Annotated in this window: 11 protein-coding genes; 10 read left to right on the forward strand and 1 reads right to left on the reverse strand. The window is 54.3% G+C overall.

Features of this window, described 5'->3' with window-relative positions:
• Positions 1-78 precede the first annotated feature (78 nt).
• From rfbC to Q7C20_RS10085, 10 genes are read left to right on the forward strand one after another with little or no spacing between them, the layout of a single operon-like run.
• The gene (gene rfbC / locus Q7C20_RS10040; protein ID WP_375067043.1) at positions 79-624 is read left to right on the forward strand and encodes a dTDP-4-dehydrorhamnose 3,5-epimerase; all 546 of its coding nucleotides are present in this window, start codon (positions 79-81) and stop codon (positions 622-624) included.
• A complete protein-coding gene (locus Q7C20_RS10045; RefSeq protein ID WP_375067045.1) occupies positions 624-1,451 on the forward strand; it encodes an ABC transporter permease in 828 nt (275 codons plus the stop codon). Before rfbC ends, Q7C20_RS10045 begins: the two co-directional genes overlap by 1 nt.
• Positions 1,441-2,805 carry an ABC transporter ATP-binding protein gene (locus Q7C20_RS10050; protein WP_375067047.1) on the forward strand — a complete coding sequence of 455 codons (1,365 nt, stop codon included), beginning with the start codon at positions 1,441-1,443 and terminating at the stop codon, positions 2,803-2,805. The genes Q7C20_RS10045 and Q7C20_RS10050 overlap by 11 nt, the downstream gene beginning before the upstream one ends.
• The gene (locus Q7C20_RS10055; RefSeq protein ID WP_375067048.1) at positions 2,798-7,672 is read left to right on the forward strand and encodes a glycosyltransferase; all 4,875 of its coding nucleotides are present in this window, start codon (positions 2,798-2,800) and stop codon (positions 7,670-7,672) included. The genes Q7C20_RS10050 and Q7C20_RS10055 overlap by 8 nt, the downstream gene beginning before the upstream one ends.
• Positions 7,673-7,724: 52 nt before the next feature.
• The gene (locus tag Q7C20_RS10060; protein WP_375067049.1) at positions 7,725-8,990 is read left to right on the forward strand and encodes a DUF2142 domain-containing protein; all 1,266 of its coding nucleotides are present in this window, start codon (positions 7,725-7,727) and stop codon (positions 8,988-8,990) included.
• The gene (locus tag Q7C20_RS10065) at positions 8,987-9,613 is read left to right on the forward strand and encodes a hypothetical protein (protein ID WP_375067051.1); all 627 of its coding nucleotides are present in this window, start codon (positions 8,987-8,989) and stop codon (positions 9,611-9,613) included. The genes Q7C20_RS10060 and Q7C20_RS10065 overlap by 4 nt, the downstream gene beginning before the upstream one ends.
• Positions 9,614-9,627: 14 nt before the next feature.
• The gene (locus Q7C20_RS10070; RefSeq protein WP_375067052.1) at positions 9,628-10,737 is read left to right on the forward strand and encodes a DegT/DnrJ/EryC1/StrS family aminotransferase; all 1,110 of its coding nucleotides are present in this window, start codon (positions 9,628-9,630) and stop codon (positions 10,735-10,737) included.
• Positions 10,731-11,675 carry a glycosyltransferase family 2 protein gene (locus Q7C20_RS10075; protein ID WP_348058143.1) on the forward strand — a complete coding sequence of 315 codons (945 nt, stop codon included), beginning with the start codon at positions 10,731-10,733 and terminating at the stop codon, positions 11,673-11,675. The genes Q7C20_RS10070 and Q7C20_RS10075 overlap by 7 nt, the downstream gene beginning before the upstream one ends.
• Positions 11,662-12,615, forward strand: a complete 954-nt coding sequence (locus Q7C20_RS10080) for a WxcM-like domain-containing protein (protein ID WP_348058145.1) — start codon at positions 11,662-11,664, stop codon at positions 12,613-12,615. The genes Q7C20_RS10075 and Q7C20_RS10080 overlap by 14 nt, the downstream gene beginning before the upstream one ends.
• Positions 12,615-13,028 (forward strand): GtrA family protein, encoded by a 414-nt coding sequence (locus Q7C20_RS10085; RefSeq protein ID WP_375067179.1) that lies wholly within the window; start codon positions 12,615-12,617, stop codon positions 13,026-13,028. Before Q7C20_RS10080 ends, Q7C20_RS10085 begins: the two co-directional genes overlap by 1 nt.
• Positions 13,029-13,121: 93 nt before the next feature.
• Here the strand turns inward: Q7C20_RS10085 and Q7C20_RS10090 are convergent, their stop codons facing one another.
• Positions 13,122-14,531, reverse strand: coding sequence for a hypothetical protein (locus tag Q7C20_RS10090; RefSeq protein WP_375067055.1), 1,410 nt, complete (start codon positions 14,529-14,531; stop codon positions 13,122-13,124).
• Between the last annotated feature and the right edge of the window lie 3 nt (positions 14,532-14,534).

Raw genomic sequence — 14,534 nt, forward strand, 5'->3', positions numbered from 1 at the left:
GGTACTGCCGCCTTGAACAAATTTGATCTGTAGCGCCGTCAAGGCGGCACCTGAAAACTCTTTGGAGATATTGTAAAGATGAGAGCAACCCCCCTCGTCATCCCGGACGTTCTTCTTTTTGAACCCAAAGTATTCGTAGACGAGCGCGGATTTTTCTACGAAAGCTTCAACCAAAAAGTGTTCGAAGACACCGTCGGAAAATCTGTGCATTTTGTGCAGGACAATCACTCCAGATCCGTCAAGGGTGTACTACGTGGCCTGCATTACCAGATCAAGCAGTCCCAGGGCAAACTGGTACGGGTTACCCACGGAGAAATCTTTGACGTCGTGGTGGACTTGCGCAAAAGCTCGGCAACATTCGGCAAATGGGTGGGGGTTCACCTCAGCGCAAGCAATCGAGCGCAGCTGTGGATTCCAAAAGGCTTTGCGCATGGTTTCGTCGTGCTGTCGGAAAGTGCCGAGGTGCTTTACAAGACCACTGATTACTGGGCGCCCGAGCATGAGCGCAGCCTTGCGTGGGATGACCCTGACGTGGCGATAGAATGGCCGATTTCCGAGGCGCCGACGCTGTCTGCCAAAGATGCGAATGCTGCAAGTCTGGTTGAAACCGAGACGTTCGACTAGTGGATCCCCACAGCAGGCCTTCAGCAGGTCCCATCGGTCTTGTTGTCGGTCTGTGGAAATACCGATCATTGATTTCGCAAATGACCAAACGTGAGGTCATCGGGCGTTATCGTGGATCAGTGATGGGCCTGACATGGTCTTTCTTCAATCCGGTCCTGATGCTCGCGGTTTACACCTTCGTGTTTTCGGAGATATTCAAATCCAGGTGGGCCGGTGTTGAAACGGGCAAGGGCGGGTTCGCGATCCTGCTGTTTGTCGGCATGATTGTTCACGGGCTATTTGCCGAGTGTGCCAACCGCGCACCGACGTTGGTGATGGCCAACAGTAACTACGTCAAGAAAGTAGTATTTCCTCTCGAGATCCTTCCGGTGATTACGCTGGGTTCGGCACTGTTCCACAGTTGTATCAGCCTGGTCGTATTGTTGGCCGCGCAGTTCCTCATACAGGGGGAGCTTTACTGGACGGCACTTCTGTTCCCACTGATTCTCGTGCCATTGATTCTGGCGACGTTGGGGGTCAGCTGGTTCCTGGCGTCGCTGGGTGTGTACTTGCGTGACGTTGGGCATGTGATCACTGTGCTGACGACGGTGTTGCTGTTTCTGTCTCCCGTGCTGTATCCGGTAGCCGCATTGCCGGACGTCTACAAACCCTGGTTAAAGCTCAACCCGCTGACCTACATCATTGAAGAAAGTAGAAGCGTCCTGCTGTTTGGCCATGTGCCGAATTGGGGGAACCTCGCGATCGCTGTCGTCATTGGTGCTGTCATTGCGTGCGTGGGTTACTGGTTCTTCCAAAAAACACGTAAAGGGTTCGCTGATGTCATCTGATCAAACAGTCATCAGCGTCCGGAATGTCTCCAAATGTTTTTACACCTACGACAAGCCCAGAGACCGTCTCAAGCAAGCTATCGTGCCGCGCTTCCAGCGTTGGGCGGGTGACAAAGTCACCAGTTACGGCAAGGAATTCTGGGCGCTGCGCGACATCAGCTTTGAAGTCGAAAAAGGTGAAACCGTCGGTATCGTCGGTCGTAATGGTTCGGGAAAGTCCACGCTGTTGCAGATTATCTGCGGCACGCTGACGCCGACCATCGGCGCGATCGAGACACGTGGCCGCATCGCTGCGCTGCTGGAGTTGGGCTCGGGGTTTAACCCGGAGTTTACCGGTCGCGAAAACGTCTACCTGAATGCGGCAGTGCTGGGGCTAACGCACGACGAAGTGAATGATCGCTTTGATGCAATCGCAGGCTTTGCCGATATTGGCGAGTTCCTCGATCATCCGGTCAAGACCTACTCCAGCGGTATGGCGGTCAGGCTTGCATTTGCGGTTCAGGCCCAAGTTGATCCTGAGATTCTCGTAGTCGATGAGGCGCTTTCGGTGGGCGACGCACGCTTTCAAGCCAAGTGCTTCGAGCGTCTTCGCCAACTTAAAGAGAATGGCACCAGCATTCTGTTAGTGACCCATTCCAGTGAGCAAGTGGTCACCCATTGCTCGCGGGCGATCCTGCTGGAGCAAAGCCGGGTTGAAATGATTGGAGCGTCGCGCCCGGTTATCAACCGCTACACCGACATCCTGTTTGGTCGCACTGCCAGTCCCGACGCAGGCAGTGCAGAACAGGACATTCCGGCAGGGGTGGTTGAGGCTGCCGCGCCCGCTGTGCAAACCGTACAGCTGTCGCTGGAAAGCGACAGGTACGCATCACGTGTGGGTTATAACGCTCACGAGTACCGCTGGGGCGATGGTGCTGCCACGTTGATGGATTTTCACTTGAGTGCCGGCGGGCGAGAGTTTCCAGCAAGCGTCACATCAGGTGAAGAAATCGTTCTTGGCCTGTCGCTTAAATTCAACCGCCCCGTGATTAACCCGATTCTTGGGTTCACCATCAAAACCAAAGAAGGTGTAACGGTATATGGCACCAACTCCTATTTGTTGGCGTGCGTCGAGACCCGGGCAATGGGCGAACCCGGAACAGTGGCGACTGCCAGTGTGAAGTTCACCAACAGATTGGCCACTGGCGATTACTTTATATCCATAGGGATTGCGTCCAGAGAGGGCGAGCACATCGTTCCCCATGATCGGCGTTACGACTCTATTCACTTTGTTGTCGAACCTACCCCGACGCTACTGGGATTGATTGACCTCGCCGCGACCATGAGCATCGATCAGGTAAGCCCTAATGTTTAAACTTGATCAATATGGTTATTCCAGGGATCGCGACACGGGTGTCTGGATGCGCTCGGACTACCAGGGCATCGCCTACAGCGACGGGGATGCTGCGGAAGTCGAACTGGCCAGCGTCATCAGCAACGCCAGCGACGTTTCAGTGTTATCGGATGAACTGCCGCAATATTGCACTGACTGGGCCAAGCTCTATCACCTGAGCGCGACACGCGCGAACATCCTGCGGCCCTTCGAGCACCTGTTCAACGCACGGATATTGGAAATTGGCGCCGGTTGCGGTGCCATCAGCCGTTACCTCGGTGAGTGCGGCGCCGACTTGCTGTGCCTGGAAGGAAGCCCACGCCGAGCGGCCATTGCAGCGAGCCGTACACGTGACCTGGATAACGTCACGGTGTTGGCCGAGCGCTTCGATGACTTTCAAGTCGAAGAGCAATTTGACGTCGTGACACTGATTGGCGTGCTTGAATACGCCAGTTTGTTCAGCAATGCGCCAGACCCCGCGTTAGCCATGCTCACGCGTGTTCGCCAGCTGTTAAAGCCTGACGGTCATCTTTTTATTGCCATCGAAAACCAGCTGGGATTGAAGTACTTTGCCGGTGCGCCGGAAGATCACGTCGGCATCACCATGTACGGTATCGAAGGCAGATATGAGCAGGGCCAGCCCAAGACATACGGCAAGAAAGGGCTCGAAGACCTTATAGCGCGTGCTGGTTTTACCTCTTCAAACTTCCTGGCGCCGAGCCCGGATTACAAGCTTCCCAACTCGATCATCACCGAGAATGGCTTTGAGTGTGCGGCGTTCGACGCCGCTGCATTGGCATGGCAAAACGTCAAGAAAGACCCGCAACTTCCAGAGCTGACAACCTTCAATCTCGAGAAGGCCTGGTCGGTGGTTATCGACAACCGTCTGGGGATGGAGCTTGCCAACTCCTTTTTGATTGTTGCCTCCTGCGCTGACGATCAACCCCTTGCCGATGATGTGCTTGCTTTCCACTACAGTACGGGCAGAAAGACGCGCTATTGCAAGGAGTCACTGTTCGTCAATACGCCGAACGGTATTCAGGTTCAGTACAGAAAACTGGGCAATGTGACGGGCGATGAGCCTGAAATACTTGCCGACGACGGCTTCAAGTATGTACTTCCGCGCGTGGACGCTTACGCGAAAGGCAGTGTATTGAGCTTTGAGTTCCTGGATGTCGCCTCGCGCCGCGATTGGAGCGTCGAGGGCTTTACGCCGTTTTTGCAGAAGTACCTCGCTTGCCTGCAGACGTTGCTGGACGAAGAGGGCGGGGGTATCAAGTTGCTGTCGGCCAAGACATTGCTGCCTGGCCGTTATATTGATGCCGTTCCGCAAAATATTGTCATTACCGCAGACAACACGCCCAAGTTTATTGATATTGAGTGGGAGATGCATGAAGGGGTCGAACTCGGCTACTTGATGATGCGAGCGCTGCTGCTGCTCATGGCGGCCGCAAACCCTTTCTACCCCAGCAGATCCTCGGTCAGCCGCCAGGCGTTTGTGACTCAACTGCTGGCAAGCGCGGGCATGGACATCAGCGCTGAAGACCTGACGCGTTATATAGCGACTGAGGCTGGCTTTCAGGAGCGAGTCACCGGCGAAGACGCCGACCAGTTCCTCAACTGGTCACCGGATGCCATGATTCACAAGATAGGCGCGCGGCATCTTCCTCCCAGGCACGCCAAGCTTTATATCAGCAATGAGGCTGGACACTTTTCTGAAGAGTCCGCCCTGGTTGACGTAGTTAATGACGGGCACCAACTGATCAGGTTCCGGCTGCCAGCTCTGCCCCGTGGCGCAGTGTTGCGATTTGATCCCGTTGATCGACGCCAAAGTTTCGCGATTGAAGCCATCAAGGTGTATTCCAGCACCGAATCGATTATGGGGTGGCAGGATGGCATCAGCGAGCCGCTGGTCATTGCGTCCGCCATGCGTATTTCCCGGGTCGGTCGCCACACGCTGTATCTAGCGTTGAGTGATGACCCGAGTGTAACGATCCCTATAGAAGACCACATACTATGTGGCACTGATCTGCTTGAGATTGAAGTAAGCCTTACTTTATTCACGGACGAGCAACTGGCTCAAGAGATCAATGTGCTGAACCAATCCGGACTCACCCGTCCCAACCCCGAGTTGCAAGACACACTCGATCAGCTTCTCGATTCAAACAGCAAACTGGATCAGCTGCTCGATTCAAACCGCAAGCTCGATCAAATTCTCGATTCCAACAGCAAGCTGGATCAGTTGCTCGATTCAAACCGTAAGCTCGATCAGATTCTCGATTCAAACAGTAAACTGGATCAGTTGCTCGATTCAAACCGCAAACTCGATCAACTTCTCGACTCAAACAGCAAACTGGATGAGCTGCTCGACTCAAGCGGCAAGCTGGATCAGATTCTTGATTCAGCCATCAAGCTCGATCAGATCGTCGATTCGAATCGAGCGATCACAGATGTGCTGGAATTGTTGAAGGCATCCGTTAACTCTACGCATGCCGAGATAATTGCTTACGCTGTAGGTGAGAAAGAGAAAGAAGTTAAAGCGGTGCTCAAGCGGCTGCGCTTGGCGGTTCAAGAACACCACACCTCCCTTCAATTGATGACTGAGCAGAAAAATCTCGAGCTGGATGAAAAAGACATTCAGATCAGTGAGTTTATAGCCTCGGTGGCGTTGGGAAATGCCCATTCGGAATCCGAGCGGCTGCAGATAGTCGAGGCGTTGAATGAACAGATAAGGATCAAGGATGATGCGGTGCAAAGTACGCTGGCGTCCTGGAAGGAGTCCTTGCAGGATAAAGATGTTCATATCGCCAACCTCGAAGAGCAGTTGCGGGCGCATCAGGTTCAAAAAGATACCCATATCCACAACTTGAACCTGCAGATTATCGCGATGCAGTCATCGTCCAGCTGGAAGGTAACGGCGCCGATTCGCACGTTGATCAGGCGTGTGGGGCAAGCCAAAAAAGGTATGCTTTTGTTGCCGGCGGTCATTCGTCGCGGTGGTGGCCTGAGCAACACCGTGCGCAAGGCCATCAAGGTGGCGCGCGAACAAGGTCTTGCGGGGTTGAAGGCTCGGGTCGTGTATGTCGCAACGTCGAGTAATCTTGCCTTTGTCGGCCAGGAAACGCGGGACGTGCCTGATCGCTTTGACTACGCCCGGTGGGTCGAGTATTACGACACGCTGGATGACAATGGCCGTTGGAAGCTCAGCGAAGAGATTCGCAAGTGGAAAACGAAGCCTCTGATTTCGATCATCATGCCTGTCTACAATCCGCCGCTTGACCTGCTGCGTGAGGCGATTGAAAGCGTCAAATCCCAGCTCTACAAGAACTGGGAGCTGTGTATTGCAGACGATGCGTCGACCGATGAAGAGGTTATCGCTTACCTCAAGACGCTGAGCAGCCAGGACAAGCGCTTCAACGTCATGTTCCGCACGGAAAACGGTCACATTTCCAAAGCTAGTAATTCGGCGCTGGAACTGGCCTCGGGGCAGTACATCGCGCTCATGGATAATGACGACCTCATTGCGGAAAACGCGTTGTATTGGGTAGCGCGGGCCATTCATGACAACCCGGATGCCGGCATTATTTACTCCGATGAAGACAAGATTGATGCCAGCGGAAAGCGCAGCTCGCCTTACTTCAAGTCGGACTGGAACGAGTTTTTGTTCCGCTCCCAAAACATGGTCTGCCACTTGGGGGTGTACCGTCTTGACCTGGTAAAAGCCGTGGGCGGCTTCCGCGAAGGCTTTGAAGGTGCACAGGATTACGATCTCGCGTTGCGCTGCGCCGAACAACTCGATCGCGCAAACATCGTGCACATCCCGCGTGTGCTGTATCACTGGCGGATTCACTCGGGCAGCACTGCCATGGCCGGGCAAGAAAAGCCTTACGCTGCCCTTGCCGGTGTGAAGGCGCTGGACGAGCATTTGCAGCGTAAGGGAAACATCGGTAGCACTGAGTTGCTGCCGATGGGCATGTACCGCGTACGCTACGCCCGTCCTGTCGAGGCGCCACTGGTTTCGCTGATTATTCCTACGCGTAATGCCTGTGATCTGGTCAAGCAATGCATCGACAGTATTCAGCGTCTGACGACGTACCCCAACTACGAAATTATCTTGATCGATAACGGGTCCGATGATCCTGCGTCGCTTGAGTATTTTGCGGCGCTTGATAGCCAGGACAACATTCGAGTCTTGCGTGACGATGGCCCGTTCAACTATTCCGCGCTGAACAATGGCGCTGTAAAAATTGCTCGCGGCGAGCTGATCGGCCTGATTAACAACGATATTGAAGTGATTTCGCCTGAGTGGCTCGATGAGATGGTGTCCATCGCATTGCAGGCCAATGTCGGGGCCGTGGGCGCTCGGCTGTGGTACCCGGATGACCGCTTGCAGCATGGCGGCGTTGTTGTCGGGGTTGGCGGTGTAGCGGGCCATTCCCATAAGTACTTGCCCAAGGGTGACTACGGCTACTTCTGCCGAGCAGGGTTGATTCAGGAGTTTTCGGCAGTGACTGCTGCGTGCCTGATCATCAAGAAGTCCACTTTCGAGCAAGTCGGTGGCCTGGACGAAGAGAACCTCAAAATCGCCTTTAATGATGTCGACTTCTGCCTGAGGGTTCAGGAAGCAGGCTACATCAATGTCTGGACGCCTTTTGCAGAGCTGTATCACCACGAGTCGGCGACACGCGGCCTTGAAGATACACCTGAGAAAAAACAACGGTTCTCCGGAGAAGTCCTGCATATTCAAGCGCGTTGGCCGAAGATCCAGGAAGACTACTCTTACAACCCGAACCTGACGCTGGATCATGAAGATTTCGGTTTGGCGTGGCCACCCAGGGTAAAACGCTAAGAAGTTCTACCTGCGAGACGGCTAATTTTCGATTAAGCATGGAGGCCTGATAGTGAATAATGAAATTCGAACCTGTAGTGCTACAGGCCTATCTGACTCCAGTTGGCAATGGATACTGGCAGTGTGTTACTTCCTGCTGGTAGCAGCGTGGTCGTTGGGCATTGCCTTTAATGGCGGGCCCGATGAGTCGACGCATTTTTTCTTGCTGGAGTTTCTGAAGGGCGCTCACGCTTTACCGCTCGCTTCTGAACCGCACGACGCCTTCGTCGGTGCGATATCCGGGCACACATGGCAAAAGGGTGAGTTCTGGTACCACGGGCTGCCGTTTCCTCACCTGTTGGGCGCATTGGCGACCACCTATGTCAGCAGCTGGCTGGTGTCACCCGACATGCTCTATCTGGGCGCTCGCAGCTTCAACTGGCTTTTGGGGGGCGTATTCATCTGTGCGCTTTTCCGCACTTCACGCGCCAGTGGTTTGTCGTCAGTCATGTCGGCCGTAATCGCCACCATTGTTGCGCTGATTCCCCAAGTAACTTTCGTGTTCTCCTACCTCAACAGTGATGCTTATGGGCTGGCGAGCATTGCGCTATTGATAAGCACACTGACGCACTTCATCCAGTCGCCCACCCGAAAGCGAGCCCTGTATTTTGGGCTGGCGATAGGCCTGATGTTGATGGCCAAGCTGTATTTCATTCCGGCGCTGGTGTTCGCTTTAGTGATGGTGGTATCGGTTCGAGTGTTCAAGAACAAGCAACTGCTTGTACACCTGCCAACCACGCTAATTGCCGCTGTGGTGTTAGCCGCACCGATGTTGATAGTGGTCTATCACACCTATGGCGAAATCTCCGGCATCTCGGGACAGATTGAATTCGTGAACTTGCACAGGCTCAATCCGGCAGCGGGGTTTGGTACCTGCTACTACCTGTGCGGGCACGATTTCTTGAACACCGGTAACGTGTGGCCCTGGTTGGGACTGACGTTTAAAAGCTATTTTTCGGTAACGGGCTGGATGAACCTGTTTCTGCCTAACGCCTATTACCAACTATCAGCGTTTGCCCTGATTGGTGTTATTGGCGTTGCGATCGACCAAATCAAACCTTTGAACGTGACCGAGTCCAGGCAGGACATTTTGCTGGATTACGTTTTGCCACTTGTCATGATTGTTGGGCTGTTTCCCGCCATGACATTGTTCAGTCTGATTGCATCGCAAAACTCACTACCGCAGCCGCAGGGCAGGTACTTGTTCGTGACGATTCCCTTTTTGGGGCTTCTTCTTTCTTTAACCGCCAAGCGGCTGGAAGAAAGGATGGTCAAATGACTGCTCATGAACGTATAAACAACAGTGCTGCAAAAAAAATCAGCATCGCTCTGGGTGTGTTACTCATTTTTATGATGTTGAGTAACCTGCTGAGTTGGAGTGCCAATATTACCGCCGCCGCTAACTTGAAAGGGTCGGTAATCGGCGGTGCGATCCAAAACGCTTTTTATCAAAGCCTCGGCAAAGGCGCCACGAGCAAGTTTTCACTGGCTCAAGAGGAAATCTTCAGCCGGCTGGTTGTCCCGGAAAAAACGCCGGCGTATCTGACCTTGCCTCGTTCTGCCGACTCAGTGGCGATGGGCAGTATTGATCAGGGCTTCAAGGTCGACAAAGGCTGGAAACTCAGCGGTTGGACCTATGTGCCGGAAAGCGTAGGCACAGCGGAATTCGTGATTGCCGTTGAAAATGAAAAGGTTATTGGCGTGTTGGCGATTGATGTGGAGCGACCGGATGTCGCCAAAGCACTCAATGCGCCAAGGGCTCTGCGCACCGGCTATTCGGGCCAGATAACAAGCCAGCTTGATACCGAGGGTTGCAAGGTAACGCTCTACACGCTCACCTCATCTTTGAAGCTTTTGGCGATGCCAAGCCTGTGTGACAAGGCCAACCATTCAGCTCAGTGACCAAGGACTTTTTTATGGAAAATATTGTTCTTTTCTCGGCTGTAAAGGCAAACGCTGGCCTTGATTTCCTCACCCCTCTGACCGCTGTACTGGACAGCCACTGGTACGTTTTGGGGAACGAGGTGACGCTGTTCGAGCAGGCATTCGCAGACTACGTGGGCATCAAACACTGCATCAGCGTAGCCAATGGCTCGGATGCACTTGAGCTCGCGCTGAAGGGGCTGGGCGTTGAAAGCGGCGATCGCGTCGTGGCGGTGGCCAATGCCGGTTTCTACGGCAGCACGGCGATTCACGCGGTGGGTGCGCAACCTCTCTACGTAGACATCGATCCGTCCAGCCTGACGATCTGCCCCAAGGCGTTTGCGGCCGTGCTCGACAGCAAGCCTGCCGCTGTGATCGTTACGCACCTCTACGGTCAACTGGCCAACGTCGAGGAAGTCGTGCGTATCGCCTCGGCTGCCGGCGTTGCGGTGCTGGAAGATTGCGCCCAATCCCATGGTGCCCGACGCAATGGCAAACGGGCTGGCAGCTTCGGCACCGTTGCCTGCTTCAGCTTTTACCCGACCAAAAACCTGGGTGCCCTGGGTGATGGCGGTGCGGTGGTCACCGATGACGACGCGCTCGCTACCCGCATCCGCCAGTTGCGCCAGTACGGCTGGAGCCAGAAATACCATGTGTCCATTCCGGGTGGCCGTAACAGTCGGCTGGACGAAATGCAGGCTGCGATCCTTCGCGTAAAACTGCCGCATCTGGACACCTGGAACGAGCAACGGCGTTCGATCGCAAAGCGCTACAACGCCGCCTTCGCAGCGCTGGATATGCAACTGCCATGCTCCACCGGCGAAGATTACGTGGCCCATCTCTACGTTGTGCGTGTCAAGACGCGAACCGAATTTGCCGCGGCCCTGAAAGAAAAAATGGTCACCACCGACATTCATTACCCAGTCGCCGACCATAAACAGCCGGCATATGCGGTCGTGAGCCCGCAAGCGTTGAATGCCACCGAGCAGGCGTGTGAGACGGTCATTTCGCTGCCTTGCTACCCTGGCCTGACGGGCGAAGAGGTCGAGCGCGTGATTGAGGCCGTCACCGCTTACTTTTCCGAGGGGAAACAACCGTGCTGACCTTGGTTATCCCCGTCTATCGCAACGAGAGCAATCTTCCCGATTTGCTCCTCGCCATTGCAGGCCTGAATACACAGCTGAATAACGACCTTGAAGTCGTGTTCGTTGTGGACGGCAGTCCTGACCGTTGCTATGAGATTTTGCGCGAGACACTGCCTTCGCAGCCTTTGCGGGCCAAGCTGATTTTGCTGTCGAAAAACTTTGGCTCGTTCATGGCCATTCGCACCGGGCTGCAAAACGGCACCGGCGATCGATTTGCAGTGATGGCCGCAGACCTGCAAGAGCCGCCAGAACTGGTTCTTGAAATGAATCGCGTGCTGTTGGGCCAGGATACCGATGTGGTCGTGGGCGTTCGCGAAGGTCGGCAGGACCCATGGGCCAGTCGCATGGCGTCGCAGCTCTTTTGGGGGCTTTACCGCCGTTATGTCATCCCGGAAATTCCACCGGGCGGTGTCGACATGTTTGCCTGCAATCGGGCTTTCAGGGACACGCTGCTCACCCTGGATGAGCGGCACAGCTCGCTGATTGCGCAGATTTTCTGGTTGGGTTATCGCCGCAAAGTCGTGACGTACTGCCGCCAGGAAAGAGTCCATGGCACGTCGGCCTGGACCTTGCGCAAGAAAGTCAATTACTTGATGGACAGTGTGTTTTCCTTCACTGACTTGCCTATCCGGTTGTTGACCCGCGTCGGCGCTTTCGGGTCGGGGCTCGCTGCGCTGTGCGGCTTATTCACTCTGGCGGCGAAGTTGCACGGCATGATCGACGTGCCGGGCTACGCGATGATCATGCTGACCATCACTTTTCTGGGCTGTTTGAATCTTCTGGGGCTGGGGATCGTAGGTTCCTATGCATGGCGTACCTACGAAAATACCAAGAATCGCCCACTGGCCATACCCATGCGTATTGAAGATTTTGGAGGCAAGAATGAGCAGCGCTAAGGATTTTTTCGTCCACAGCCATGCACTGTGCGAGTCCGACAATATTGGTAAAAACACGCGTGTCTGGGCGTTCGCGCACATTTTGCCAGGCGCCACCCTGGGCAGTGAGTGCAACGTATGCGACAACGTGTTTATTGAAAATGATGTGATCATCGGCGATCGCGTCACGCTCAAGTGCGGTGTGCAGGTGTGGGACGGCATTACGATCGAAGACGACGCCTTCATTGGCCCGAATGCAACCTTTACCAATGATCTGTTTCCGCGCAGCAAGGTATACCCGCAAGCCTTCGAGCGTACCGTCATACGCAAGGGCGCCTCGCTCGGTGCCAATTGCACCATCCTTCCGGGCCTTACCATTGGCATCAACGCGATGGTTGGCGCCGGTGCGGTTGTAACGCGGTCCATCCCGCCCAATGCCATCGTTGTCGGTAACCCTGCCAAAATTATCGGTTACGTTGACGCCAAACCTGTCAGCACCACCCAGGACGCAGCCGCTAATGCAGCGCTAAAACCGGGGGCGGTTCAGACCTCGGTCAAGGGCGTGACGCTGCACATGATGACGGCAGTCGCCGACATTCGTGGCAGTTTGTCCGCTGGCGAATTCGAGCGTACCGTCCCGTTCAAATCGGAACGGTATTTCCTGGTGTATGACGTGCCGACCGCAGAAACGCGTGGCGAACATGCGCACAAGGTCTGCCATCAGTTTTTGGTCGCCGTTAAGGGCTCGGTGCATGTGGTCGCGGACGACGGCAAGAACCGGGAAGAGTTCGTGCTGGACAGGCCGAGCAAGGGTATTTACCTGCCTCCCCTGACGTGGGGCATTCAGTACCGTTACTCCCACGATGCAGTGCTGATGGTGTTCGCGTCGCATTACTATGATTCGGCCGACTACATTCGTAACTACGATGATTTCAAATCGCTGATTGCTGTCGGTCAATGATGCAGGTGTTCAAAACAGCCGCAGCTAAAATTCTTCAAATGGATATTGCCCGGTTCTTGGTCTCGGGCGGTTTTAACACCGTTGTGACCTACGGGCTGTATTTGCTGCTGTTGAATGTGGTGTCCTATACAACAAGCTATACGATCGCGTACGTGGCCGGGATAGTGCTTGCGTACAGCCTGAACCGGTATTTTGTGTTCAAGAGCCATCAGGGCATCAAGTCGGTGGCGCTGTTTCCCCTGGTCTATCTGGCGCAGTACCTCACCAGCCTGTTGATACTTTGGGTGTGGGTTGAAAGGCTTGGATGGGACAGCCGTATTGCTCCGTTAATCGCTATTGCGATTACGGTACCCATGACTTTTGTTCTTTCCAGGTATGTGTTCTCGACTACCAAAAGTGATGTCGGCAAGTAAACGGGTCAACTGAGCCCTGAGCTGCTCGCGGTCACTTGATTGCCTGAATCAAGCTTCAGGGGCCAGGGCCTTGTTATGGGTGTGTCGTGAGCCTTAGCTTTCGACCTCGACAGCTTTTTTGTTGCCGGTTGCACCCAGGTACAGATAGGTAACAATCACTATGATCAAGGCGACCACGCCGGACTCATAAGACTCCACAGACATCCAAGGGCCTTGCCGCCCAAAGTAATACTGCCATTCGGAGCTCTGCAGCCCCAGCGTGTGCTCGACCGCTGTCTGCGAAGCCTCTCTGAGCCCGAACAGGGTAAACAGAGAGAATACCGCCAGGACCGCCATGAACACCTGCTGCCGCCAATTAATCTCCATCAGTGCGTAGATCACAATCGCCACCGGAAAGATCCCGATCCACTGCCGGCTCTCGGAGCCAAAGCTCAGAAGTGGAGAGAACAGGGTGAAAATCACCAGCAAACTGATCGGCACCTTACGGTCGCCGTTGAATGACCAGCGAATGCAGTACACGGCAACCAGCAAGACACAGAAACCAAAGTACAGGAAGTGCGAAATCCAGGGTTTGAGCGGCGCACCGGCGCTCTGCATCATCAGGTTGTCGAGCAGTGGGGGCCCTTGAAAACCTGTCGAAAAATCAATCAGCGTGCGCATTGTCAGAAAGCTGATGCCAACCGTGCAGACGCCCAGCACCAGGCCTTGCACGCTGAGGCCTCGATACAGTTGCGGGCTGCACGCAATACTCGCCGCTATCCAGGCGAGCAACCCGATAATGACCGATTGAATCAGTATCGAGATCGGTATGAAGCCCACCAGCGCGGTTTTACCACCGCTGATTATGTGGGTGGCAATTTTCATCTCAGTGATGTCTTTCATGAAGTGATGATAAGCCGCCAGGCCAACCACTAGAAAAACAGCAAATAGCGATTTCTGTATACGTTTTGAATGGGTGATGTGAAACGTGGTTGTGTTTTTATGCGCGTAAGGAAAGACAATTAAACCAAGTGGAACGACAAACAGCGCCGGGAATAACCAGACGAACCACGCGCAGATAATATGCAGCGCAACTGTTTTCTGATTAACCCAACACCACAAGGCGATGCAGCAAAAAGGAATGGCCAGATTATCGCTCAACAGTGGATAGAAAACAGGCATCACCAGGCCAGCCCAACTGAACGTAAACAAGGCCAAGGATAAAATTGCTTTATGCGGTGTAACGCCCAATGTGCGCAGGCAACTGAACAAGCAGCCAGTGCCAATGGCCATGCACCCAATGTCAAATAACAGCTGGATGAAAATCAGTGTTTCCTTGCCTTCTCCACGCCAGGCGAAAGGCATGAGCTGAAGGAACCCCGACATTCTGACCAGTCGATAGGGGTCATTGGTGATGGGTACGCCGGAGGCCAGCATCTGCACGTAGGCCACGTAATCGTTGCCGTCCCATCCCGCGCCGTCATGGAGTGGGATAAAGCCTATCCAGAAGTAGGTCAGGAACATCAA

The sequence above is a fragment of the Pseudomonas sp. AMR01 genome (assembly GCF_041946035.1).
Taxonomy (GTDB): Bacteria; Pseudomonadota; Gammaproteobacteria; order Pseudomonadales; family Pseudomonadaceae; genus Aquipseudomonas; species Aquipseudomonas antarctica_B.

What these genes read in the sequence shown, in the direction of transcription:
- rfbC (WP_375067043.1), top strand. Translation starts at nt 79, where the DNA reads ATGAGAGCAACCCCCCTCGTCATCCCGGACGTTCTTCTTTTTGAACCC.
- Q7C20_RS10050 (WP_375067047.1), top strand. Translation starts at nt 1,441, where the DNA reads ATGTCATCTGATCAAACAGTCATCAGCGTCCGGAATGTCTCCAAATGT.
- Q7C20_RS10055 (WP_375067048.1), top strand. Translation starts at nt 2,798, where the DNA reads ATGTTTAAACTTGATCAATATGGTTATTCCAGGGATCGCGACACGGGT.
- Q7C20_RS10065 (WP_375067051.1), top strand. Translation starts at nt 8,987, where the DNA reads ATGACTGCTCATGAACGTATAAACAACAGTGCTGCAAAAAAAATCAGC.
- Q7C20_RS10070 (WP_375067052.1), top strand. Translation starts at nt 9,628, where the DNA reads ATGGAAAATATTGTTCTTTTCTCGGCTGTAAAGGCAAACGCTGGCCTT.
- Q7C20_RS10080 (WP_348058145.1), top strand. Translation starts at nt 11,662, where the DNA reads ATGAGCAGCGCTAAGGATTTTTTCGTCCACAGCCATGCACTGTGCGAG.
- Q7C20_RS10085 (WP_375067179.1), top strand. Translation starts at nt 12,615, where the DNA reads ATGCAGGTGTTCAAAACAGCCGCAGCTAAAATTCTTCAAATGGATATT.
- Q7C20_RS10090 (WP_375067055.1), bottom strand. Translation starts at nt 14,531, where the DNA reads ATGTTCCTGACCTACTTCTGGATAGGCTTTATCCCACTCCATGACGGC.